This is a genomic window from Bradyrhizobium sp. USDA 4452, assembly GCF_054063575.1.
Window position 1 is genome coordinate 6,034,341 of sequence record NZ_JBSSGK010000001.1, and the last position, 23,983, is coordinate 6,058,323.

Sequence of the window (23,983 nt, forward strand, 5' to 3'; positions counted from 1 at the left end):
GATGATTGAAGAGAGGTTCGATGCCATCGTGGTAGGGGCGGGTATGGCTGGTAACGCGGCGGCGCTGTCCATGGCCAGGCAAGGCATGAAGGTGCTGCAGCTCGAGCGCGGCGAATATCCTGGATCGAAAAATGTGCAGGGCGCAATCCTCTACGCGGACATGATGGAAAAGCTAATCCCCGAGTTTCGCGAAGAGGCGCCGCTCGAACGTCATCTGGTTGAACAACGGTTCTGGATGATGGATGACCGCTCGCATGTCGGGATGCATTACCGCTCGGACGATTTCAACGAGGAGCGGCCGAACCGTTACACGATCATACGCGCGCAGTTTGACAAATGGTTCTCGTCAAAGGTGCGCGAAGCCGGCGCGACCGTCCTCTGCGAGACGACCGTGACGGAGCTCGTACGGGACGAGCGGGAAAGGATTGTCGGCGTTCGTACAGACCGCCGCGACGGCGAAATACGTACCGATGTCGTCGTGCTCGCTGAAGGAGTCAATGGTCTGCTTGGGACGCGCGCGGGCCTGCGCGCGCGGCCAACACCCGATAATGTTGCGCTCGCCGTCAAGGAAATGCACTTCTTGCCCCGCGAGACCATCGAAGCGCGTTTCAATCTAAAGGGCGATGAAGGCGTCGTGATCGAGGCGGCGGGCACCATTTCCCGCGGTATGACCGGAATGGGTTTCATCTATGCCAACAAAGAGTGTATTTCGCTGGGCATCGGTTGTCTCGTCGCCGATTTCCAGCGCACCGGCCAGACGCCCTACGGCTTGCTCGATCAATTCAAAAGGCATCCCTCTGTGTTGCCTCTGCTAGCTGGTTCCGAAGTCAAGGAATATTCGGCGCATCTCATCCCTGAAGGAGGCTACAAATCGATCCCGCAGCTCTACGGGGAAGGCTGGGTGGTCGTTGGCGATGCGGCGCAACTCAACAATGCCGTTCATCGCGAGGGCTCCAATCTCGCGATGACCTCAGGTCGCATAGCGGCCGAAGCGGTCGGCCTGGTGAAATCGCGCGGCGAGCCGATGACAGCGACAAACCTGTCGCTCTACAAGAAGATGTTGGATGAGTCCTTCGTCATCAAGGACCTCAAGAAGTACAAGGATTTGCCGCCGCTGATGCATACTCACTCCCAAAACTTCTTTCTCACCTATCCGCAGCTCATCTCTAAGGCAATGCAAAACTTTGTGCGGGTCGATGGTACGCCAAAGGTTGAGAAGGAGAATGCGACCTTGAAATCGTTTGTCAAGGCGCGCTCATGGATGGGGCTGTTCGGCGATGCATATCGTTTTGCGCGAGCCTGGCGCTAATTATCAAACAGTGTGAGTTCCAAGTATGGAAGGACAAAGCATGGATGCCGAACCCTCGGTGCGCGTGGAAGATAAGCTGTATTACAACCGCTACCTTGTCGACATTGGTCGTCCTCACGTAAAGGTTCGCGCACACACGTCCCCATCGCCGCAGCTAATTGCGCTTTTGAAAGCGTGCCCCGCGCGATGCTATGAGCTGAACGATGAGGGGCGGGTCGAGGTGACTGTCGACGGCTGTATCGAATGCGGTACCTGCCGGGTGATCGCCGAGCCCACCGGCGATATCCAGTGGAGTTACCCGCGCGGCGGATATGGGGTGCTGTTCAAGTTTGGCTGAGGGTGAGGTGAGGATGGAACGAAGCCGTGGTACGAACCGTCCCTAAGCGTCGGAATATTAGCTTCTTTCGCACGTTCCGCCTCTGGCACGGTGCGAGCAATTTGAGCTAGACACGTATCAAGGTAACAGGACCGGTGTGGCGACACGGAACGGCGCCACAGCCTGTCGATCGGATGGCAGAGGAGGCATCAGCCCGTTGCCTGGGATGGATTCGGCCGAACGGCTTCGATAGCAATCGCCACTGACTGGACGATAGCAGCAGAGCGCACGGCAGTGAGGATCACTTCGGAGCTGACGCCCGCCGCTTTGAGTGTCTTCTCGTGGGCATCGATACAAGCACCGCATCCGTTTATTGCGGAGACAGCAAGTGACCATAGCTCGAAATCAGATTTATCAACACCCGGACTGCCAATCACGTTCATGCGCAGCCGTGGCGGCATTGTCTTGTATTCCGGATTAGAGGCGAGGTGAACGAAGCGGTAGTAGACATTGTTCATCGCCATCACTGCAGCCGCAGATTTCGCTGCCGCGATCGCCACAGGCGTCATCTCCGCGACCGCGGCGGATTCCATTGCGGCGATTACGTCTGCATTGCGGGTCGCAATCGCGCTCGCCAGCAACAGCCCGTATTGCCGCTGCGGCGAGAGTGTCTCATCGGCCATCAAGGACGTCAGATTGAGTCTGACGTCCTTGGCGAAATCGGGGATCTTTTCGCTCAACTGTTCAATCGACGACATGCTGCCTCAAGCGACCTTCAGGACTTCGCCGCCGATTTCGCGGTTGCAGGGACAGAGCTCGTCGGTTTGGAGGGCGTCCAGCACGCGCAGTGTGTCCTTGGGGCTGCGTCCAACGTTGAGATTGGTCGCATAGACGTGCTGGATCCTGTTGGCGGGGTCAACAATATAGGTGTAACGATACGCGACCCCTTCAGGGGAACGCACACCAAGGCCATCGACCAGGGTCCCCTTTGTGTCAGCAAACTGCCAGATTGGTAAATTGTGCAAATCGACATGTGAGCGTCGCCACGCAAGCTTGCAGAACTCGTTGTCAGTCGACCCCCCCAGGACTACTGCATCGCGGTCGATGAATTCCTTGGAAAGCCGAGCAAACTCGGCGATTTCGGTCGGGCAGACGAAGGTAAAGTCCTTGGGATAGAAGAAGATGATCTTCCATTGTTCTGGGAAGCTGGCTTCGGTCAACGTCTCGAATGCACTCTGCCCATCTTCTTCCTGCGCCTGAAAGCCAGGCTTCACGCCTGTGACCTCGAACGGCGGCAATTGACTTCCTATTCCAAGCATACGGTCCTCACACGTTTGTTTTCCGGACATGGTGACCACGCTGGTGAAGCAAACGACATGCCATCAGTTCTCAAGAGCCGACTGTCCTGGTTGTGCCGCGCAGCGGCTTGGCTGCAGGGTTCGCCGAGCGCGTTAAGGCCGCTCGAAACGGCAGGTTGATCACCTCGCTGCGAGGATTTGCAGCATCTGAACCAGGAATGAAACCCAACCAAGCTCGCTGCGGTGGCAATGAAGTTTTGAAATCTACGTAGCGTCAGGTTGGACGGCAGTCAGACCTCAGTCTCACCAATCTCGTCATTGATCGGCAGGCACTGCAAACCCGGCTGAGGGGCTGATATCGGCCTCGACTGAGTAGCGCCAAGTTGATTGCACTGCGACTTCTCGCCGGTCGAACGTCCACAATCGGAGCCTTGCATCAAAGCAATCATGGTACCTCGCAACGAGGGGCGGAGCCCGGAGCTAAGGCAGTTTTCAGAGACGGCGAAGGAGCCCGATGGGCGAGTTCGGAGCCGACGTATCCGGTGGTCGTACAGTGGTCATCAAGCGCTCCGGTAACACAGTGCCGAAATTGTCGCAGCTGGGAATGAAAGCCCAGCTGCGCGCTAGGCACGTGGAGATATCGCGCCACCATCGCTGAACGATTTGGCGATCGCAAAATAGCAGCTTGCCAATATTAGCCGGGAGAGTTCGCCAAGCGGCAAGACATCTAACCAGAACGGCTGTCAGAAGTGGTACGTCACGGGCGACTGGGTCGACGAATTCGGCGCGGGGGCGGCCGCCAGTTGTTTGCGCCGGCAAAATGCTCTTCTCGATGAGATCAACCAGGTCGCGAAGCCCTCGGAAAGCGATAGCTGCGGTCTTCGCAAGTCCATTTGTGTCGAGCTTATAGACAACGCTGCGCTGCCGACTTGCTCGGAAATCGAGATTTCTTGCCCTGACGTAATGTCCCCTGCGGCCAAGCCGGGTACCGTGTGCGCCCGTCAAGTGTCGTCGGATGATGCCGCCGACGCGTACGGCTTGCCGCGCGAGATCATGGGCCAAATCGCGCTGTAGCACATCTACATCGTCTGACCCGTCGAGGACGGCCGCAATATGCTTCGGATTTATCTCATCAAGATCGTCGCTCATCGTCGTACTCCGATTGCTGTTCGTTTCCCGTATCGGCGCTTATCCGTCGAATACCTACTGCTGATGTGGAAGGCCCTACGAGCAACCGCTCGGGAACTGCGACCGGCACGGCGCGCGCGACCTGGGCGAATACGTCAATGCCATTGCCGAGCTGTAGCGCATCAAAGGAGCGACGCGGGATGCGGGCGAGAAGCGGTACGCCCGAACGGCCAGTTTCGAGAGCCAGGACCAAGGTGACCTCAGCGTCGTCGAACGGCAGAGAGGCTTTGATGCGTGCCGGAAAGACATTGAGGATAGAGCTGGCGCGCGGCGGCTCGCACGCGATGCTGACATCGCCGGCTGCGACGCGCAGCCGCAGCTGTGCGCCCGGCCTAAGCGGCGCTCCAGGAACCAACAGGCGCGCACCTTTGAGGCGGAGGATGATCAACCCATAGCGCCCGTCATAGCCGCCGACCACGGTATCCAGGCAGACTGCCGCATCGCCGTGCGCGGCAAGAGCCGGGCCGATCTGAACGACATTGAGTGGCCCGGCCGCAGTCACAACGCCATTTTTCATCATGACGAGATGATCGGCAAAGCGCTCTATGTCAGCCATGTCATGGCTAACATAGATCATGGGTAATGGGAGCTCTTCCCGCATGCGCTCGAGAAACGGCAAGATCTCGCATTTAGCGGAGCGGTTGAGCAAAATGAGCGGGTCGTCAAGCAAAAGTAGCCGAGGTTGTGCTAGCAGCGCGCTGCCCAGGGCAAGGCGCTGTCGCTCGGCGTCAGAAAGATGTGATGGCGAACGCTCGAGCAGCGGGGTAAGGGCGAGCAATTCGACCACGCCATCAAAATCGATCAGTGTCGGTTTCGATTTCGACGCGTTGAACAGAAGGGTGCGCTTGACGGACAAATGAGAAAAGAGAATTGGTCGTTGGAATACATAAGCGACGGGACGCAGATGAGGTGGCCGAAACGTCGTCTGATCTTGCCAAATCTCACCATCGATTGCGCAAAATCCACCCGGCAGACGGTGCACGCCGGCGATGCAGCGTGCGAGCGCGGTTTTGCCGCAGCCAGGCGGGCCGAAAATAGCCGTGACGCCTTTCGCGGGTACGCTAAATTGGGCCACTAGCGGGACGTTTGCGAGAGAGCCGTTGAAGGCGAATTCGATATAGCCAGGTCTTGCTTCTCTCACGTGCCCGTGCCTGTGATGCATCTTTCTACCAAGATCACGAGCAGAATCGTCGCGATCACCATGCCTCCGAGAATCCAGTCTGTTCCGCTCCAGCCCGGTGTCTCCGCCCCCAAAAGGCCATAACGCATGGCTGCGGTTCTACAGATTGATGGTGTTAGGATAAGCGGCTTGTTGAGCATCTCCGAGCTATCGATGATCGTGGCAATCGGACGCTGCCCTGCGCGCTTGCCGATCACACAGGGAGAGCCCAATTCCAGCATCGTGGAACGCTCAGCCGGCCTGGCCGGACCAAGGGTGTTCATTGCAAGCTGAAATAGCGCCGCTTGTGTCGTTGAGTGGGAAGGCTGTCGGCTCGCGCCGGAGCTCAAGATTGGCTCTGCGGCCGAAATCCGCTCCAATGACGCCACAGTATTGGTAGCAGATCTGGAGGCTGCGCCGGTGGCCCTAATGGTGGCTTCTGCGTTCCCCGGTGCAAGCAGCATCAAAGTCAGATCGATCAGGATCAATCGGATAAGCCTCATTTTGGACCCCGGTCCGTTGCGACCGCTTTCTTCGCGGCAGCTCGTTGAACCTTGCCCAGCAATCCGCGTGCCGTTCCAAGGAATATGGTGCGCGGCTCGCGTGATAAAGGGGGTTCGCATCGCTCTCCGCCCGGCGCCTTAGATGGTCGCGCATGCTTATGGTGGGGTTTTGGACGTTCGCGTCATCAACCGCACACGGAGGGCGATGAGATGAAAGCTGCGCGAGATGCTATCGTCGCTGCGCTGGAGTTGGTTCGTTGGCGAACATGCGATAGTCAAACTCGTCAACAATGCATAAGACGATACGATCCAGTTTGTCAGATCTTACCGATCTGCCCGAGGAGAGAAGGTTGAGTCATTGGCAACCTGAGGAACGTGATTGGCTATCTAGAAGATTTCGTGATCGCCTAGACGGCATCTCACGGATACGAGTCATCGCTGGCATGAGAATATTCAGATCCAGCCCAATTCGTAGCCTCGCGCGATCGTCCAAATAACCCGATGGCGAGGCGTCACGCGCGAACTCATGATCGATCTCCTGGTCACATCGGAACACAGGTGGATTCGGTCGCGAACGATCAACGGTGTCCCTGCGTGGAGCATTCTCTCATCAGGAGCAACACACCACAACACTATCGCTCCATTGCGCATCTCGCATCTGCCGCATAAAGATGTCGAGAGCACGACGTTGCGTTCTCGAAGCAGACGGATTCGACTGGCAGGGTCGTCTGCCATGATGCCGGCAGAGGTTCGATCTTTGGCAGCCCATCGATTGCACAGCACGGAAAATCAAAGAGCTGTCGACCAAATGATGTACGTCCAATCAGCGGCACCTAGCGTCCGGTTGCAGTTGCTGTCGAGGCCGAGGCGCGCGATCTGCTGACGGAGACGATCGCATATCTGACCGGCCGCAACAATCACGGCAGCTGTGGCGAAGCCAAGATATTACAGGCGGCCGAGCAGCGATCAGACATTGATCAGGTCGCCGCGGTTGGCGCAAGCCTGTCATTTCGTGGAATGAAATGGCGATCTGGAGCTCTTGTAGTCTTGCGATGCTGGTCCAGCCGGAATCTGCTGCCGCGCACGTCCTGGCCGACGAGATCGCCGGTCGGTCGCTGGTTCAGTCCGATTATGAGCGAGCGCTGACGATCAGCGATCGCTATGCCAACTCACCGTCAGTGCACCCGAGGTGTCGACGAAAGGGTAGCGGCTTAGACGTTTGGCTGACAGCTCTAGCTCGACCACACACGATTCTGACTTCGTCGCGGCCTGAGCCACCGCGCTGTATTCTCGCTGATCAAAGTGAGTTTCGCGATCGTGACGGCCTATTTGTCTAAAGAGGGCCTTGGGGTGACGTTGGTGCGTGTGGGTAGTATCGGATAATCGATCTTCGGCAATTGCCCGGTAAGCGAATTTAGAAAGGCGACAATTTCGTCAGTTTCTTTGTCACTCAGCTTTATTCCGAGTTGAACCTCACTCATTACGTCAACCGCTTGTTTAAGGCTCCAAACCTGACCGGAATGGAAGTAGGGAGGCCGCAATGCGACGTTGCGCAATGGCGCGGAGCGGAAAACATACTCATCGCTAGGATTCTTAGTGACGGAAAAACGTCCCTTATCATCTCTCGGAAGCACGTTTGCTTCGGGCCGTTCAATCACGCCGAACGGGAAGTAATCCTGTCCACCGACGTTGATTCCGTTGTGGCAGGAGGAGCAGCCCTTTTCGATGAATAGCTTCAGCCCGACTTTCTGCTTGTCACTGAGAGCATATCCATCGCCCTCAAGGTACTGATCGAAGGGGGCGGTGGGTGTGATCAAGGTCGCCTCGAAAGCCTCGATAGCCTTGGCAGAATTTTCAAAGGTAACGGGCGCCGCATCGTTGGGGAACGCCTTACTGAACATAACGACATATTCCGTCATTGAATTTAATGTGCTGAGCACGCGCTCGGGCGTCGCATTCATCTCGACGCCGGCCTGGATAGGGCCCGCGGCCTGCGCCTTGAGGTCTGCCGCGCGCCCGTCCCAGAACTGTGCCACGTTGAAGACCGCGTTGTAGACAGTTGGCGCGCGACGTGAACCCTGCTGCCAGCGATGACCGATCGAAGTCGGACCGGCATCTACCCCGCCCATCCCAACGTTATGACACGTGTTGCAGCTAATGACCCCGCTCGCCGAAAGCCTCGGATCGAAGAACAGGGACTTGCCAAGGGTGACCTTTTCGTGGGTGATCGGGTTGTCCTTCACCGCCGGAACCATTGAAGGGATCGGCTTGAAAAGCCGCCTGGCGGCGCTCATTAGATCATCATTGGCATCTGCCGCTGACGAAACCAGAATGGCAATGGCCACGGCAAATAGCTTGCCTACCATATAAAGCTCGCCTGCCGCTGGTTTCCTCATAGTCAGCCTCGTCCGTCGTAGATCATGCAATCGCAAGCATAGGGCGGTGCGGGCGCTTCAGTTCGTCCACAGAAAGATCCGCAGCAATCAACGACGAATGATGTCTTCCGCGTTGCGGCTAGGCTCACCCAAACCCAGCTCACGCGCTGAGTAGCAACTGCCGTGCCAGCGGGGCTCAAAGTCGAAGCCGCCGAGCTGGCGTCGAGCAATTGCAAACTAGTAATAGGCAGCAGGCGGCTTTAGCCTACGGAATCCGCCGGTCAGAGCCGCGGCCGTCACCATCCAGAGCAAGCTATTCGGACCCACCGGTCCAAAGCCTTGTGCATCTCGGAACACTATCGTGCCAAACTCTTGTCTGTAGGCTCTGAGATCGTTGGCGCGGGCGGCGAACAAGCGAGCAGCATTGGCGACAACTTCTCGCCGATCGTCCCAGCGCGCCTTCAACCCGACTAGGCCGAGCGATCATCGACCAACACGGGTGACGTTTCATACGCCGGGGGCAGTCAGAAAACGGCAGCTGGCGCGAGTTCGTCGGCAATGCGGATGTGCCTGTCTCAGAGCGTATCCACACTTGCTGGACTCAAAATGCTTGAATCGATCGTAGCGTCAGGTTGTAGGCATTGCGAAGCAGAACTTTCGCATCAGGGAACGGCACATTGGGAGCTAGCATCGCGAATGTCACAAAGGCCAAAACGTGTAAAAGCGCAGCCGGCATCTGCTCGTGTCTCGGTCTTCGCAGTGAACGTGTTGCGCGCGGCGAGACGATGATTGGGGAGGCCGCAATGATTACGGCGGCCCCACGACGGCCGCTGCCGAGCTGCCGCCTAGCTCCCGGTAAACAGATGATACTCATTGAGCAAAGAACCATAGTGAAGGATATGCGGCTTAAGAGGGGTTTGGTGAATCAAAAACGACGAATGGGGTGGACTTACAATGCGAACCGCTGGGCAACCGCCCTTGCTGTGATCGCGATCGCGGCCATGTGGTGTACAGGACACGCTCGCGCGCGAGATCAGCGGGCCGAAGAGGTGCTCACGTCGTGCAGACCAGACGTAATGCGCTTCTGTGAGCGCTTCACGGGACGTAGGGATGTAGACGCAGCCTTGTTTTGTCTTAGGGACAATTTCAAAAGCTTGGGCGTCGAATGTCGCCGCGCGATGCCAACCGCGGCGGATAGAAGCGCCGCACGAAAACGACACCTCAATAGGGTTCCGATTCCGATCGTCCTCCATTGAGAGTGATCCATCCGAGCAGAAGTTAGTTGATGCAACAAGGTGACGTGTTCCAGGCTGATTGGCGCCGGACGTTGACCTGCCTGCTGCTTCGAAAGTCTATCGGGCTGGAATCGTCACCCAGTCCAGCCGGACGCATCCACCAGCGGCGTGGACGGCGTGAACCGATTGACCTCGGTCGCGCAGGGCGACCGCGCGTGTTGCGAGGTCATGGTTCGCTTTGAGGTTCGATGTGCTGCTGCAGCGGTTGCGCGCTATCTGCGCTGCAGCCCGTTCGGCGGACAAGGCAACCGTTGTCATCGGCTGGCCGGCAATGATCCGAAGCACGAATCTGCTTCAACGTCGGAGGTCGTTGGACCGCCCATCGTTCAGGAGTCCGTATTGTCCATCAATCTATGGCAGTCGGCAGGCTAGCATTTCCCACAGGTGACTAGATCGACTATGACTGGCAAAAGGTCGCCAGAATGCTCACGTTGAGGCGGGCATTCGATCGCGGTCTTCCAGATATTCTCACATTGGGATTAGGTTGTGCTCGAGGGTGCCAATCGGGTCGAGGAGACCGCTGAGGTTAACCCACAATTGAATTCGCGAAGGAACTGCTTGATGCCATTGCGGCGTTTTCGATGGACGCTTCAGGAGCCATTTGGCCGGGTCGTGGTGCTCGTGGTTGAATTCACATTAGGGTTCAAAACCAAAGGAAACGTCGTCGACAAGAGCCGCTCAAAGGCAGACAGCTGTTCAAGCAGGCGCTTCTCAACACCCTCGCGTTCCGCGCCAGATAGATCGGTCTTAAGTAGCCGCCGGCGGCGCCAGATCTCGTTCCGCAGCCACCTGACCTCACTTAATCTATCATCGATCGAAGTCATTGCAGATGTAGTTCACTTTGGCATTCGAGCTTAAGCACGTAAATCTTCATGAGTAGCGGTGGCTCCGCATTCTTGCCGAATAATTCCGTCTGAGGACTTGTGACTGTCCACATTTCTGCGCAGATGTGGCGAGCGGGTCGATTTGTGCAAGGCCCCTATTAATCGTTATCACCGTGCACCGCGCGTCTGACGAGAAATCGCGGCAGATGCGCGAGTTTTCTCCGCGCCTTGATGGCGCATCTCGCATGATTCCTGCGCTCTGCAGTTTCCTGCTCATCAGATGCGAAAGATGGAGAGATGTTAAATCACGTCCGGCATTAGGCAGCTTGAGCATGAACTGACAAACTTGGGCGCATCTCGCCGTGCTCTATGGCACCAAAACTTACAAGCGTCCGGCGGCTTTGTTGATTGCCCAGGCTGGGCGCGGCTAAACGGTAGAACAGTAGCGCGAGACGGAATAAAGCGGCGTCATTCTCTGGCCGTTCGAGCGGTATAAAGAGTGGCGCCTTTATTGCACTGGCCTCCTCTCTTATGGTTGGGCAGTCCCGCGTTGCCACCGGGCATTGGCTATCGTCGTTCCCAATGGAGTGAGTAAGGCGCCTCCACCCACAGCATGAGAAATGGTGGGGCGGAAATGTTTTCCTCTATGAGTGGGCCTGACCGCGGTTCCGGCCTCGCGGATCGATCAAACAAAGCGCATGAGCCAGGGGTGGGATCTCAGCTATCGACGTAAATGTCGGCTGGACGCGGTGTCTCGCAAAATAAGCCATCCACCGGGAATCATTGCGATCGACATCCGCCGTATACAATCCGCCACCGATCTAGGAGGCCAACTTATAGCTTGAATCTAACGTTGCGACAGGTTGTAGACTTGCGCCGATGCGTCAAGACAAAGCTCGGGATAGGGCAGGCGTCGACGGCTCATTGGCAAATCGGGATCGAGGGAAGACGGCTTGCTGATTGCCATCTTGTTGCTTGTAGGCGATAGCCAGGAAGGGCAGTTGCACCATCGCCACGGGAACGCTGGGCGGGCAGTTGGAAAGTGCTGGCAAGGGAGTCGCCATATGGCTGGACCGATGGAATCATGCGGGCAGCAAAATGTGGCTTGCCACAACTGCAATCATTTAGTCGCGCAAGCAAGGCGCCCTGAATGAAGAGTCCGGAGCCCACAGGCAGCTGCTCCAAGACCGTAGATGATAAATATCTAGCCAGAGGCGATGACGCACATAGCCGAAGGGCGCTGCGATGAAGCTCGGAAGGTCCTATGTCCGTTCAAACTAATCTCACGACGGCGCTAAACGAAATCGATCGTGCTAGCGGCATTGTTGAATTCTCAACTGCAGTGGTCACGCGCGACAAGCAACTGTGCAAGGCGGACCTGCCGGTGTTTCTGCAACAAGCTGCCGTTGAGTTTCAATCCAGATTTCTGCCGAGTTTCGAGGAAAGCATCCGTGCAGAGAAATCGTGGGGCTATGCCACGACATGCAATGCGGTGAGCCGAAGGGCTGGAGGTCAGGCGGGGCGGGATACTTGCGAGAGAATAGCTTCTCGCGTGTCGCAGCTGGACCATGCTCTGATGAGAAAGATCGGTATCAGAGCGCTTTCCGTATTTGTGGCATCATTCGGCAGGCACGCCAGGAGAGTGGATTGTCGCCATGGGGCGGTCCGAATAGCCAAATTTTGTTGCGAGGAAAGCAGATCGCTTCAAGAATTGAACAATCTCAGCCTGGCAGGGCTGATAAACGGCTTCAGCAAGTGGCCGGAAGGGAGTGACTTTCGACAAGCCGCGGTTGCAATCGCGGGTGAGGTCATCCGCCGAGCGGGCCGCCCCCATCAGCTCTCTGAATTTAGACAGCAAGGGTTGGTGAGCCTGGTAAACGGATTTAGCAAATGGCCAGGAGAGGCGGTCTCGCGCCAAGCCGCGGCCGCGCTTGCACTAGAAATCTTGCGGCGTCCCCGCCGGCTCGCCGATTTCCCTCAGCAGGGGTTGGCCATCCTTGTAAACGGTTTTAGCAAGTGGCCTGAGGAGTTGCCCTGTGGTCAAGTCACCGTCGCGGTTGCAACCGAAGTGCTTGGACGTGCGACGCGGTTCCACGAGTTTAGCGAGCAGGATCTGGCGAATTTGGTGAATGGCTTCAGTAAATGGCCAGAGGAGAATGCATCTCGTCAAGCAACAGTCGCGATCGCAAGTGAGCTCCTGCGCCGTACCGTCCAGCTTCCGCATTATACCCAGCAAGGATTGGCGAACCTGGTGAACGGGTTCTGCAAATGGCCTGACGATGCGACTTGCCGTAAGGCTGCGGTCGCGATCGCCGGTGAAGTATCTTGCCGTGCTGCCCAGCTCCCCGATCTGACTCAGCAGGGGCTGTCAAACCTCGTGAACGGTTTTAGTAAGTGGCCGGAAGAGGCCGCGTCTCGCCGAGCCGCGGTCGCACTCGCTTGCGAGGTCCTGCGCCGCGCCGCTCTGCTCTGCGAGTTCTCACAGCAGGGACTTGCGAACCTAGTGAGCGGCTTCACTAACTGGCCGGACGAGCTGCCGTGTGGTCAAGTGACCGTCGTACTCGCAGACGAGGTCCTTCGCCGCGCCGATCGGAAGACCGGGCTCTCGGATTTCACTACTCAGGATCTCAGGGGCTTGCTGATCGGCTTCAACAGATCGCCACCAGAAAGTGCCGCTCGCCAGGCCACGATCACGATCGTCAATGAGGTCCTTGGGCGGGGTATTAGGCTCTTTAATTTTACCAAGCTGGAAGCGGAGAATTTGCTGAGTGGCTTTAGCAAGTGGCCGCAACACGCCGCCGGGCAAGGGAGGGTGACTGAGATCATCAGGGAGCTGCAACTCGCGTCTGAGACCGCGTAGGGCCGTGAGAGGAGAGGCGACGTTAGCAGATGAGGCGTTCGAAGAAAGAAAGCGCCAGCTAGCGGTGTTCAATACGCAAGGGGCGATGTCATGACACGACAACCCGGAACAATGAAAGGTGTCATAGATCTATCGGCGACGCCCATATTGTACCGAATTGAGCGACTAATCAGAAGGACGTAGATTCGTGAATCAGGCTGAAAACGATGTCGTCGAGCATATGCTCTCATCATTGACGATCAGTTTGTTTCAGAATCGTATCGCGCCATCCGACGAACAGGTGATGTATCATTTCGGGCTGGCCTGCGAGAGAGCGGGGTTGATCGCGACGGAAGAGGTCGCAGTACGGATATTGAAGCGCGTGTCGCGCGAGATCAACCAAGCGCAGTCGGTGCTTGAGTTCGTTGGTCGCGGTGAGGGTTGGCTACACTGAGTGCAACGTAAGGAAATTCGATCCCGACCGTGATGTGCGGTGTCTGTTCAACCCGGAAGGGATCCGCGAGCGGAATTACCATTCGCCTTCCGCAAGCCGCGAAAGCGCCAGTCGAGCTTGAGGGGCATGGCCGCGCTCATTGGTAGCTGGAGACTGATCATTCAGGTCGGCTTTGCTGATGGGGTGCGCGCCTTGGCTTCGGTGAGCGGCTAGCGTGTTGCGCGCAACGATCAGTTAGCTTTCGGCTCGGCGATCAAAACCAACGTTTCGCAGGAAGGGTGACGTAGCTCGCCGGTCCAGGAACGGCAACGTCGTCGTTCCGTCAGCATCACGCAGCCGGCGTGCGCCGCTCGGACACCAATTTTGCCGAGCAGGAAACTGATTTGATCCCGTCGGACTTTTTGCGGAGCGCTGCGCCTAAGCGTCGAGAGACACCGAAGGAACGTTGGGCGCCGCATTGATCATCGCTTCGAGGACGTCAGCCTGTCGACAGCTATATCTCGTAGGCTGAATGTCCCTAATCGCTGGCAAGGACGGCTCGATGTGCTCAGGCATGGGAGGAGAGGGAGATGGATTCCAGTATTAACCCAATCCGCGCGCAAGGCCCGTTGAGAGTGGTCCTCGGTCGCCATCGGGCGCAGAGTAATCGCACCAAGCAGTGGCCACCGCTTCGTGATGTGCGTCAGCCGATGAAGCGCATCCATAGCGGGACTCTACTGGCTTCATGATATGCCGCCCCCGGTGCATTCACTTCCTTTAGCTCCGAAGAGACGATATTTATGAATGCAGAACAACTTGGCGCTGGGACTCCTTCCGGAGCTTCCGATTGGGAAAGCTCCGAACCTGGGTCTCCGGTCTCATCGCAATGGGACGAAGCATTGACAGATGCGCAGGCGTCTGCGGACTTGCCGGATCAGGTCTTGACGGATTGGTCTGCCGAAGACGGGCAGGGGCAGCATGAGGATCGGCAACTGGCGGTAAGTCGAATGAGGGCCTGGAGGGACACGGGCGATCTCAATGAGCCAATAGATCTGTCGTCCCTGTCCCTGACCACCTTGGCGGCCTCGATCCCGGCCGGCTCGCGCCGCCTGAATGTCGACAACAATCAGCTGCACAGCCTTCCCGAGACTCTTCCGGCCAGTCTGCAGCGGCTCTATGCGAACAATAATCGGTTGACCGGCCTGCCCGAGCTTCCGCGCGGTCTGCGGCGGCTTTATGCCATTAGCAACGGGCTGTCCAGCCTGCCCGAAGCGCTGCCGCCTGGATTGCGGCGCCTGAATGTCGACAACAATCGGTTATCCAGCCTGCCCGATTGCCTTCCACCGACGCTTCAAGAGTTGGACGTCGCGGGCAATCGGCTGACTCGTCTGCCCGAGCTTCCAGCCGGGCTCGAGCGTCTGAATGTCGACTATAACCAGCTGACCGATCTGCCCGAGCCTCTTCCGCCCGGGCTTGAATGGCTTAGTGCCGGCCATAATCGGCTGACCAGTCTGCCCGAGACGTTTCCGGCCGGACTGCTATGGCTTGCCGCCAGCAACAACCAGCTAACCAACGTGCCCGCGACTGTGCTGACACAGCTCAGCTGGAACGCGAGTGTTGATCTGGAGAACAATCCCCTGTCCGACGCGGTGCAAGCCGGCCTGGCGACCGCCATGCATGCCGGAGACTATGCCGGCCCGCAGGTTTTCTTCTCGAACACCGTAGGCGCGGTGCAAGTTGAACCGCGGTCGCTGCAGGAGGTTGTCACGCACTGGCTCGAGGGCGGCCCGGCAGCAACAACCGCTTGGCAGGCCTTCGCCGAAGAGCCAGGTGCCCTAGATTATGCACGCTTTCTCGACAGGCTCCGCGGCACCGTGAACTATGGTAGCGACGCGTTCCGGCACGCGGTCGCTGAAGATCTGCGGCAGGCAGCCATCAGGCCGAATCTGCGCGAGCAGTATTTCGAACTGGCCTCCGGAGCGAGCGCGAGCTGCGAAGATCGCGTCACTTTGACCTGGAACGGCATGCAGAGCGCACGCCTGAACGCGGATGTCGAAGACGGCGCCTATGACGGACGCCTTGGCGAACTGCTCCAGCACGGCCGCGTTATGTTTCGCTTGGAGGCCTTGGACCGAATTGCGCGAGAGACCGTCAACTCGCTTCGTCGTGCCGATCCGGACGCTGACGTCGATGAGATCGAGGTCTACCTTGCCTACCAAACCCAACTGCGTGATGCGCTGGAGCTGCGGCACATCGCTCCTGACATGCGCTTCATGAGCGTCTCTCACGTTACTGGGGATGATGTCGCGAGGGCCGAGACGGCAGTGCGGAACGAGGAATCGACGGAATTTCCGCAGTTCCTGGCGACCCGATGGCAGCCATGGGAAAGTGTGCTAAGGCGCATCGCGCCCGAAGACTATGCCGAGATGCAGGAACGGCTCGTCGAGGCGATGGGTGAGCCGTTTCAAGCCCGCTTGGATCGGCGGCTGGCGGAGGATGGTCTGACGGGAGACGCCGATGCCGAGCGGGTGCTCGGCGCTCAGATACGCAACGAGATCGCCCGCGAGATAAAAGGCACGGTCATGGACCGGGTGCTCGGGAAGCTCGGCTTCGAGCTATGAGCTCCTCCGCTGGAAAGATCATCGATGCGTCTCGGCCGTCCGCAAAGCCCAAGAGGGCAGTTGCCGGTCGCGCGATTGGGGGCGGATGAGCTCAAGGAAAAGTACGCTTGATTTGCACCAAATCCAGGCGGGGATTCGCACAGTGCATTTCATTATGGGCAAAGCCGTTGGCGTCGGTCAAACGACTGCTCATAAGCTGGACAAATAGCCAGCGAGTAGTCTCAACCTCAAGTTGCCTTTGTGCAACGCAGGCTCTCGATGTTCGTTCCACGCGATCGATAGGAGCTTCGCAGCATCAAACTCGATTCTAGATCGCGGAACATCGTGTAGTTTCGTCGTATCCACTGGTGCAGCTCGGTGGACCAGTCCTTTTCGTCCCGCAGATATCCGGTGAAGGAAAAGCCAAGTCGGTCTATATATCTCTTGAGAAACAGCGGCAGCGCGGAAATCTGGAGCACCCGCTCGCCATCCATGACTTCAGGTAAGCCGCCGCGCAGCGCAAATTCATTGTGGATGGTGACCAGCGATGCTGGCGGGATCCGCCGCCGCAGCATGTCATAACCGCGAAAGGAAATGCGGTCAGCGCCTGCGATGAAGAGAATGATAGGAGCAACATAGCGGCGCGCCGTCTCCTTTATGAAGCCGATTTCCTCGCACATCTTGAAGAATTCGTCGAAGGCATGGAAGCCGAGATCGATCACCTTGGGTATCCGATCGTGAACGATGAGCGGGTCCATCAGCTGCATCTTGCCGTAAGTGTCCGTCACATTGGCGGTCTCGGTGATCTTAGGGAGATAATCGAGCAGTGATGGCTCTTTTAGATTGACATCGAACGACAGGGCGGTTCCGTCTTTGAGCAGCAAGAACTCGCTCAGAACGCGAGCGATGAGGGTTTTTCCGACCTGCGGGCTAGGAGAGCAGATGATGTAGATCGGGGTCGCTAACATAGCCAGCAGATCAATCTCGTTCGTATGTGGGCCTGCTCTTGGCCCGCAAGAATATGCGACTACTTCTCGCCACTTCGAGTAGTGGACTTGGCGCCGGCCAATTCCGTCAAGTTGATGCGATCAAATTCGCTCCAGACATTTGCCAACCAGTGCCGGACATAACCGCGCAGCACGAAAGAGTTGTTCGCGGGCTCATCGTTGCGGCCCTTGTTTGCCACGAAATCTACGAACGGGACGGATGCGACTTCAACCTGCTCATAGGCCATCTCGTTAAGCTTCGGGATGGTCAACTCGGTCGCCTGTTTGATGCGGTGAAAATAGGAATTATAGGTCGACTGGTCCCACTGGAAGAACTGAGTGTCATTGATGAAGTTCTTAACCAGATAGTACTTCGCGCCGCCCATGAAGGCAGCGGTCTCCGCGATCTCGTCGAGCGAAGCGATAGACGATCCTAGGATGTGGAATACGGCAAAGGTAATCTGGCCGGACCGCGCCGAATCCAGAAATCCGATGTCGCGCAAGGAGGCCAGTGCTGTGGACAGCAATCCGGCGCGAGCGTCGATGACGGTGACGGATAGCCCGGAGTTCAGGGTATCGAAAATCTTCATCTGATCAGCGGTCGTCGTCATGTCGACGATCTCGGTGATGCCGGGATAGAAGCGCTTCAGCGTCCCTCGCGGAGACTCCGTATCGAAGGCGCGTGTTTGCACGTTGTTGACGCTGAAGTAGTCCAGCAGCGTCCGTGATACGGTCGTCTTGCCGACTCCTCCCTTGTCCGCGCCCACCACAATCACAACTGGCTTCACCATCAAATTCTCCTGAGACACTCGCTATTGCCGCGCGCGAAGTGCGCAACGGCGCGTCTCTGCTTTGGGTGAGAACATGGCAGAAAGAAGGGTAATTGAATTGTCGATGCGCGAGCTCCTCAGGTTGATGAACGTTTTCAACATCAAGCGAGTTGCGTCGTTTGATTGAGACGCCGACGCACGCCGAGAGCAGCAAGTAATCGCTTCTGCTCGTGATCTACGTCAGGTTTGTGAGTAGCCGAAAGGTCGGCGACCAAAGGATCAACCGTGAGCTTGGTGGTCGTTGCGATAACGATAGGTTCTATCTACCGATTGTTGGATTGGCATGAAGGGCGTGAATCTTACGCTGCGTCAGCTTTCAACCTCGATGTAAACAGGATCGATGTGGTGCTACATTGGCCTTGAAAAAAGTTGCGGATCTAGCTCGTTCGACATGGATTGGCCCGATCCAATGTCTCCAGACGCGTGATGACGTTTTCACTAGAGCGCGGCTTGTCAGTTTCAAAAATGGGTGGGTACGAACTCGCTCTCTCCCTCGTAGGATGGCGTCGGGATGTGCGAGCGCTTGAATCCACGACGGCGCAAATCGCAATCCTGCATCTGTTCGCGTCGAAGCAGGATTATCTTGTCGCGGACAAGTTAGGCAGGGAATCCGGGCACCGGTCCGACAACATCAGGCGCAATGCCAACCGCATCTATCTAGCTAAGGCGGACTTGCAAAAGATCGGGCGTCGAATTGCGGCTTCCCGACGCGGTCGTCGAAACCGCTCGAACGCAAATGAAGAGCTGGGCCAGCTGGCACGATGGAAAGTTAGGCGAAGGGCGGCGATGTGGCGCGACTCAAGCTTCGATAGGATCCCTGTCAACATTCCATGCTACACCGTGAATGGCCTGCTGATATTTCTCATAGTCACGAGGCGAGAGCCGGCGAGCAGCTCTTTGGAGTACACTGCGCCGAAGTAGTCGAGGACGAAGGTTCCGGAATAGCGTAGACTTTCGGTTGCGCGGATTAGGTTATCGAGAATTGAGGCCGCTTGGCCAATGCGGTCGCGGTGGCGCGCACGGATAACGTTCACGGCGTTCATCGAGTGAACCGCCTCGTCGGCAATCACTTCCCTCAGCCAGTGATGAAACGTGGTGTTGCCAAGAGCGTCATAGAAGGGCTTCTCTGCCGCATAGGCACGGCAGGTGCACATCTCATCAAATGCAATCATAACCATCAGGGAGAATTCGTCCTTCAGGTGTTCACCGATTGGACCAAAATCGTGCGACCGAGCGTCTAATCTCTCCCGAAGATCCTTTTCGGATCCATTGGCGACGAGTTCAATGACGCGGATGAAGCCATCGGTGTGGCGCTCCTCGTCGATCGCCCAGGCGCTGAAGAATGCCGCAGCTTCATCGCTAACGATGAGTTGTCGGTCGGCTAACTCTTGTTTCAAGTGCCGGGCGTCATACTCCGTGTACAGGTCAGGCCACAATTTATCCCAACGCGCACGTATAGCCGACGGCTCAGCGTTGAACATCGCTGGCGTAAGAGAATTGAATAGTTCTTTTGGACTCCAGTTCCGCCGAACCGGCGTGATCATCTGAGTGCCCCTAATCGCGGTGCGAGTGCGCCAGCGTGCCATTGTTAACCGAGCGCTTGTAAGGCAGTCTGCTGCAAACAACACGTGCCGTCACCCATCTGTTTTGGCGAGTTGATTCTAGGTCGGAGACGTCAGCCTTGACCGAAGCGTCACCCGAGAGGGGCAGCAACTGCTTGGGGCCAGGGCCGCAAATCGAATGCCCGACTCTCGTTCGGAGGCGAAAGATGGTGCACCTGACGCTGGGAGTGCTGCCTCGGCGGGCTGTCATGCTGATGGGCTTAATGTCTCCAGATCCAGCGACGCCGCTGGTTCGGGCTACGGATCGGTCAGTCTGGACCGCGTTGAATTAGCCCTGTAGTGTGGCATGGGGCCGAGGTTCGGACTGGCACCAAGGGACGTCGATGTACGTCGGCGTCGATTCCAAACCTTGGCCTCGTCGTCGCGGGGGTTGATAACGTTGGCCTCCGCATGCGACGTCAAATTGGAATCCAACCAGTAACAAAGGTCGCTCGATTGTTGTGCAAGCCGAGACGTGCCCTCGCTCCTGTTCTTCATCTATACTCTTGCCTGGCTGAAGATGTATGCGGAGCAAACGCGGAGCGGCGGCGCCCTTGGCCGGCAATGCCGAAGCGCGTTTGATGGAGGATCATCTCCTGGGAAAGGTTCATCGGCTGTCAGGCCGGCAAGAATCTGCCAACCATTCGCGCCTTTCGCCCTTGCCGCTAACGGATCGAAAACTGTTATGCAGCAAGTTCTCGCCTGGGACAGCAGGGGAAATATCCGCACATGACCGGACTTGCCGTTATGGAAAATGTGCGCCGCTATCGCGCGATAGCGTCTCTGTGCCGGCAGGCCGCCGCATTTCGGCCAATACAAGGCGGCTCATTGCTGGCGCAAGCTATAGAGTGGGAGGAGCGCGCGGTTGCGGAGCTCGAGAGATATTTTAATTGTTCGCCTGCATGTCTTCGTTGAAGTGGCCGGACGTTCCAAAGATCCGCTACCCAAGAATAGGTAAACTCAAGATACAGAATACTGGCCAGGTGACCTGGTTACGAAGTCGTGTGAAAGATCGGCTGCCTACCGGCGTCTAGCTGAGGGTAGAGGCCTGCTCCGTCCAAGCGAGCGCATGTCGGGCTCACGCCATTTAGCCAAGAGACAGCGCTCGGTCTCCCGATTATACACGATAAAGTTCCGCTCCTCGCGACAACATCGTTCGAAACCAAATGCGCCTTGTAGTCTCTGCACGCGATTATTATCTGGCTGTCTGTCGGGCAGCCGACTGACATGGATAGGCATCCGCGATTTACGGTTGTCGGCTGTGAGATCTCGATCTGGCTAATGCGTACTGGTCGCCAGGTTGCAACTCCTGATTGGAGTTTCGGATGCCCGTCTTGCTTTCAAGTGCGGCCGACAACTCGAGATTGCTGCGCAGCATCGTATTTGTGGGCTCGATCGCGAGGCCTCGACGATATTGCACTTGCGCCTCCTCGTGGCGCCCCTGTTGATCGAGTACTACGCCTTTGGCATTCAATGCGCGCAGGTCGCCGGGTGTTGCCAATAGTACCGCATTGAGCACCTGAAGTGCCTCATCTGCTGAGTTGCGCGCCAACAAGGCCCGTGCAAGGGAAATTGCCGCATTGACGTTGTCCGGTTGTTGGTCCAACGTAGCGCGTAGACTCTGCTCATCAGCATCAACGAGAGCTCGCGAGATGCGCTCGCGCATGGCGGGGTCAAACTCTTTGGCGCTTGCTAAGTCTGACGTGGACCGCTGCTGGCGCGAAAGATCGGACGGGCTCGCGCAACCGGTTAGCATCACAATAGTGAGCATCGCAGGCAGAGCCGGCCATGGGCCTGGACTAACGAAGCACAAGCGTCGGCGACGTTTGGTTCCATTTGAATTCATAGCCTGCTCACGATGATCTGCCGTGCAGTCTCAACTCGCAGCGCTCAGCAGACCGCCCGGGGAAGGGCTCTTGTCCTTGGCGGCTGCCAGCTTCACGGATCCGATCGGTTGGACCGTGAAATCCGCGGCGAGGTCTTGATAGGAAAGGACAGGTAGGTCGATTCCGTTACGGGTGAGAAAGCCGCGAACGAAACGCCGGATATCCATCGAACCTAGAATAACTGGCTGGTTCTGGCTGCGCGCGATGCTTGAATGGATCTGGCGAAATTGGGAGAGCAGCATTTCGCTTTGCCGGTCCTCCAAAACGAGGTATGGGCCGACGGCGGTCTCGCGCACGGCACCCCGCACGATGTCCTCAGTCTCACGCTCGACGATAAAGGCAGCCACAACGCGATGTGCGTTGGCATAGCGGTGACAGATCTGCCGCTTCAGAACAGAGCGCACATATTCGGTGAGCAGTACAGTGTTTTGCTCCCGTTCGCTCCATTCCGCAAGCGCCTCCAGAACCAAGCGGGTGTTCCGGATCGGGATGCCCTCGTCCAGCAAACGGCGCAGGACATCCGCGATCCGAGGGATCGGTGTCGTGCGCAGCACCTCCTTCACCAGATCGGCATATTCCTGCTCCATCCGGCCAAGCAACTGGCGCGTTTCCTGAATGCCAACCAGGCGCTGTGCATAGCGCGTCAACGTGGACCGGACGCGCAAGGCGATGATTTCGCTCGGTCCGTGATGCCCTATGCCGGCCGCTTCGAGAGCAGCCGCATGGCCCTGTTCGATCCAGATCCGATTCGTGTCTGGATCCTGCCAGAAGGGGATGCCGCTCAATTCGATGTTCGCTACGTCGTCATCAAGCAGGAGCTTTGTCGGGTCAATAGCGCCCTCTTCTACAGGCACGCCCTCGACGGCCACACTGAATTGCGATCGGGCAAGGTGGTTTGCGCTTTGGGCGGGAATGCGTGGAATTGTGATGCCCAGATCAGCTGAGACCAGTGCCGAAACCCGTGCGACGCACCGCTCGAGTTCCCCCACGTCCATTGCCTTCATCAGGTTCGGCGCTAGCAATAGGGTAATCGGAAGTGCTTCGGCAGGCAGGGTTTGCTTCTGAGCCTGCGTGGAAGCGGGAGCCGAACCGGAGGGACTGACGCCGGCCTTGGGAGCGGTCTTGTTTTCTGGCTCGCCAACCTTGACAAAGCTGGCGGCGGAAAAGAGCGCGGCCAGTATGACAAAGGGGGGCAAAGGGAAGCCAGGAACGAGGCCCATCACAAGCAGGACGCAGGCGGCCAGCCGGAGCGCTTGTGTGCTGGCCGTAAGCTGGTTGACGATATCGGCGCCTAGATTAAGTCTGGAAGGACCGTTGACACGAGTGACAATGGTTGCGGCCGTAATTGACAGAAGCAGGGCCGGGATCTGCGAAATGAGCGCATCACCGATCGTCAGGATGGTGTATTGATGCATCGCTTCTTCAAGGGACATGCCCCTGGAGAGCGAGCCGATCGTGATACCACCTAGCATATTGATACAGATGACTATGAGTCCGGCGATGGCGTCGCCCTTCACGAATTTCATGGCGCCGTCCATCGCGCCGTGAAGCTGGCTTTCCCGCTCCAGCACGCCGCGCCGGCTGCGGGCTTCGTGCTGGTCGATATGGCCGTTGCGCAGCTCTGCGTCGATCGCCATCTGCTTGCCCGGCAGCGCATCAAGCGTGAAGCGCGCCGACACCTCTGCCACTCGTTCGGCGCCCTTGGCCAGAACCATGAATTGCACCATGGTTACGATCAGGAATATGACAATGCCGACGGCGATGTTGCCAGATATGACGAAATCGCCGAACGTATGGATGATGCTGCCGGCGTCGCCCTCGGCCAGGATCAGCCGCGTTGTTGCAACGGTAAGAGCGAGACGAAAAACAGTGGAGATCAGGATCACGCCCGGCAGGGACGAAAAGTCGAGCGGCGTGTTGAGATACAGGGCGACCATCAGCAACAGTATGGCAAAGCCAAGATTGAAGCCGATCAGCATATCGATCACGACGATCGGGATCGGCATGATCATCATTCCGATCGCCAGAAGAAGCATCAGCGCGACCATCAAGTCCGGGTGGGCGGGCGCGCGCGTGATGAGATTTCGTAGAACGTTGGCCATGAGAAGCCTTATTGTTGTTTGGCGGGAGCTGTGTTGCCGCGCAATGAAACATAGCGCTTGAAGACGGCCTGCGCTTCGGTCATGCGGCCGGCGTGGCGCAGGGCGTGGCTGCGCATCAGCATCAAGGGCAGAGACGAAGACGGCTCGCCATCTAGTTTGTCAAGCCGATCCAATACCGACAGTGCTTCGTCACCGCGACGCTCCGAGATGAGTGCATAGGCCAGAATCCGCAGCAGGCCGATGTCTCGAGAGTGTTCGTGAGCAACAAGCCGCAACAGAGCCAGGCTCTTTGCGCTCTGCCCGCACGAAAGATAGATATAAGAAAGCACGCAGAGCAAATCTCGCTCCGGCCCAGAGACCAGTTCGAGAGCATCGGCGTCGGAAACGTTTGGCGGCTGCGTAGATGTGACGTGTTGCAGGTTGTCTGGCTCGGCCATCG

18 protein-coding genes are annotated in these 23,983 nt (G+C 57.6%); 6 read left to right on the forward strand and 12 right to left on the reverse strand.

Translation table 11 applies throughout. The features are described from left to right. Window position 1 precedes the first annotated feature (1 nt). Window positions 2–1,309, forward strand: coding sequence for an FAD-dependent oxidoreductase (locus tag ACVISU_RS28640; RefSeq protein WP_456709108.1), 1,308 nt, complete (start codon window positions 2–4; stop codon window positions 1,307–1,309). Between the two features lie 40 nt (window positions 1,310–1,349). Beyond that, a complete protein-coding gene (locus tag ACVISU_RS28645) occupies window positions 1,350–1,646 on the forward strand; it encodes a ferredoxin family protein (RefSeq protein WP_456709109.1) in 297 nt (98 codons plus the stop codon). Between the two features lie 188 nt (window positions 1,647–1,834). Here ACVISU_RS28645 and ACVISU_RS28650 read toward each other — a convergent pair whose 3' ends face one another. The 6 genes from ACVISU_RS28650 to ACVISU_RS28675 form a co-directional block, all read right to left on the reverse strand. Further along, window positions 1,835–2,383 carry a carboxymuconolactone decarboxylase family protein gene (locus ACVISU_RS28650; RefSeq protein WP_456709110.1) on the reverse strand — a complete coding sequence of 183 codons (549 nt, stop codon included), beginning with the start codon at window positions 2,381–2,383 and terminating at the stop codon, window positions 1,835–1,837. A 6-nt stretch (window positions 2,384–2,389) separates the two neighbouring features. Then, on the reverse strand, window positions 2,390–2,944 hold the full coding sequence (locus ACVISU_RS28655; RefSeq protein WP_456710923.1) for a peroxiredoxin: 555 nt from the start codon (window positions 2,942–2,944) through the stop codon (window positions 2,390–2,392). Window positions 2,945–3,415: 471 nt separating this feature from the next. Beyond that, window positions 3,416–4,072, reverse strand: a complete 657-nt coding sequence (locus ACVISU_RS28660; protein ID WP_456709111.1) for a DUF2478 domain-containing protein — start codon at window positions 4,070–4,072, stop codon at window positions 3,416–3,418. Then, window positions 4,056–5,252 (reverse strand): molybdenum ABC transporter ATP-binding protein, encoded by a 1,197-nt coding sequence (gene modC, locus ACVISU_RS28665; protein WP_456709112.1) that lies wholly within the window; start codon window positions 5,250–5,252, stop codon window positions 4,056–4,058. Before modC ends, ACVISU_RS28660 begins: the two co-directional genes overlap by 17 nt. Next, complete coding sequence (locus tag ACVISU_RS28670; protein ID WP_456709113.1) at window positions 5,249–5,758, reverse strand: hypothetical protein; 510 nt, start codon at window positions 5,756–5,758, stop codon at window positions 5,249–5,251. The genes modC and ACVISU_RS28670 overlap by 4 nt, the downstream gene beginning before the upstream one ends. Window positions 5,759–7,098: 1,340 nt before the next feature. Next, on the reverse strand, window positions 7,099–8,169 hold the full coding sequence (locus ACVISU_RS28675) for a cytochrome-c peroxidase (protein ID WP_456709114.1): 1,071 nt from the start codon (window positions 8,167–8,169) through the stop codon (window positions 7,099–7,101). 3,362 nt (window positions 8,170–11,531) lie between these two features. On the opposite strand from ACVISU_RS28675, the gene ACVISU_RS28680 reads away from it, so the two are divergent. The 3 genes from ACVISU_RS28680 (at window position 11,532) to ACVISU_RS28690 (ending at window position 16,160) form a co-directional block, all read left to right on the forward strand. Next, window positions 11,532–13,127: a hypothetical protein gene (locus ACVISU_RS28680; RefSeq protein ID WP_456709115.1), complete on the forward strand. Its 1,596-nt coding sequence runs from the start codon at window positions 11,532–11,534 to the stop codon at window positions 13,125–13,127. A 187-nt stretch (window positions 13,128–13,314) separates the two neighbouring features. Further along, the gene (locus ACVISU_RS28685) at window positions 13,315–13,560 is read left to right on the forward strand and encodes a hypothetical protein (RefSeq protein WP_456709116.1); all 246 of its coding nucleotides are present in this window, start codon (window positions 13,315–13,317) and stop codon (window positions 13,558–13,560) included. A gap of 779 nt (window positions 13,561–14,339) precedes the next feature. Next, window positions 14,340–16,160 carry an NEL-type E3 ubiquitin ligase domain-containing protein gene (locus tag ACVISU_RS28690; RefSeq protein WP_456709117.1) on the forward strand — a complete coding sequence of 607 codons (1,821 nt, stop codon included), beginning with the start codon at window positions 14,340–14,342 and terminating at the stop codon, window positions 16,158–16,160. A gap of 227 nt (window positions 16,161–16,387) precedes the next feature. On the opposite strand, the gene ACVISU_RS28695 is transcribed toward ACVISU_RS28690, so the two are convergent. The 3 genes from ACVISU_RS28695 to ACVISU_RS28705 form a co-directional block, all read right to left on the reverse strand. Next, entirely contained in the window at window positions 16,388–17,107 is a 720-nt protein-coding gene (locus ACVISU_RS28695; protein WP_456709118.1) for a hypothetical protein, read from the reverse strand. 59 nt (window positions 17,108–17,166) lie between these two features. Then, the gene (locus ACVISU_RS28700) at window positions 17,167–17,916 is read right to left on the reverse strand and encodes a hypothetical protein (RefSeq protein WP_456709119.1); all 750 of its coding nucleotides are present in this window, start codon (window positions 17,914–17,916) and stop codon (window positions 17,167–17,169) included. Window positions 17,917–18,788: 872 nt separating this feature from the next. Further along, window positions 18,789–19,499 (reverse strand): hypothetical protein, encoded by a 711-nt coding sequence (locus ACVISU_RS28705; protein ID WP_456709120.1) that lies wholly within the window; start codon window positions 19,497–19,499, stop codon window positions 18,789–18,791. Window positions 19,500–20,285: 786 nt separating this feature from the next. On the opposite strand from ACVISU_RS28705, the gene ACVISU_RS28710 reads away from it, so the two are divergent. Next, a complete protein-coding gene (locus ACVISU_RS28710; protein ID WP_456709121.1) occupies window positions 20,286–20,471 on the forward strand; it encodes a hypothetical protein in 186 nt (61 codons plus the stop codon). 331 nt (window positions 20,472–20,802) lie between these two features. Here ACVISU_RS28710 and ACVISU_RS28715 read toward each other — a convergent pair whose 3' ends face one another. From ACVISU_RS28715 to sctY, 3 genes are all read right to left on the reverse strand, one after another. Further along, window positions 20,803–21,222: a tetratricopeptide repeat protein gene (locus ACVISU_RS28715; protein ID WP_456709122.1), complete on the reverse strand. Its 420-nt coding sequence runs from the start codon at window positions 21,220–21,222 to the stop codon at window positions 20,803–20,805. A 210-nt stretch (window positions 21,223–21,432) separates the two neighbouring features. Further along, window positions 21,433–23,544 (reverse strand): type III secretion system export apparatus subunit SctV, encoded by a 2,112-nt coding sequence (sctV, locus tag ACVISU_RS28720; protein WP_456709123.1) that lies wholly within the window; start codon window positions 23,542–23,544, stop codon window positions 21,433–21,435. Window positions 23,545–23,552: 8 nt separating this feature from the next. Further along, window positions 23,553–23,981 (reverse strand): type III secretion apparatus assembly chaperone SctY, encoded by a 429-nt coding sequence (gene sctY / locus ACVISU_RS28725; RefSeq protein ID WP_456709124.1) that lies wholly within the window; start codon window positions 23,979–23,981, stop codon window positions 23,553–23,555. Window positions 23,982–23,983 lie beyond the last annotated feature (2 nt).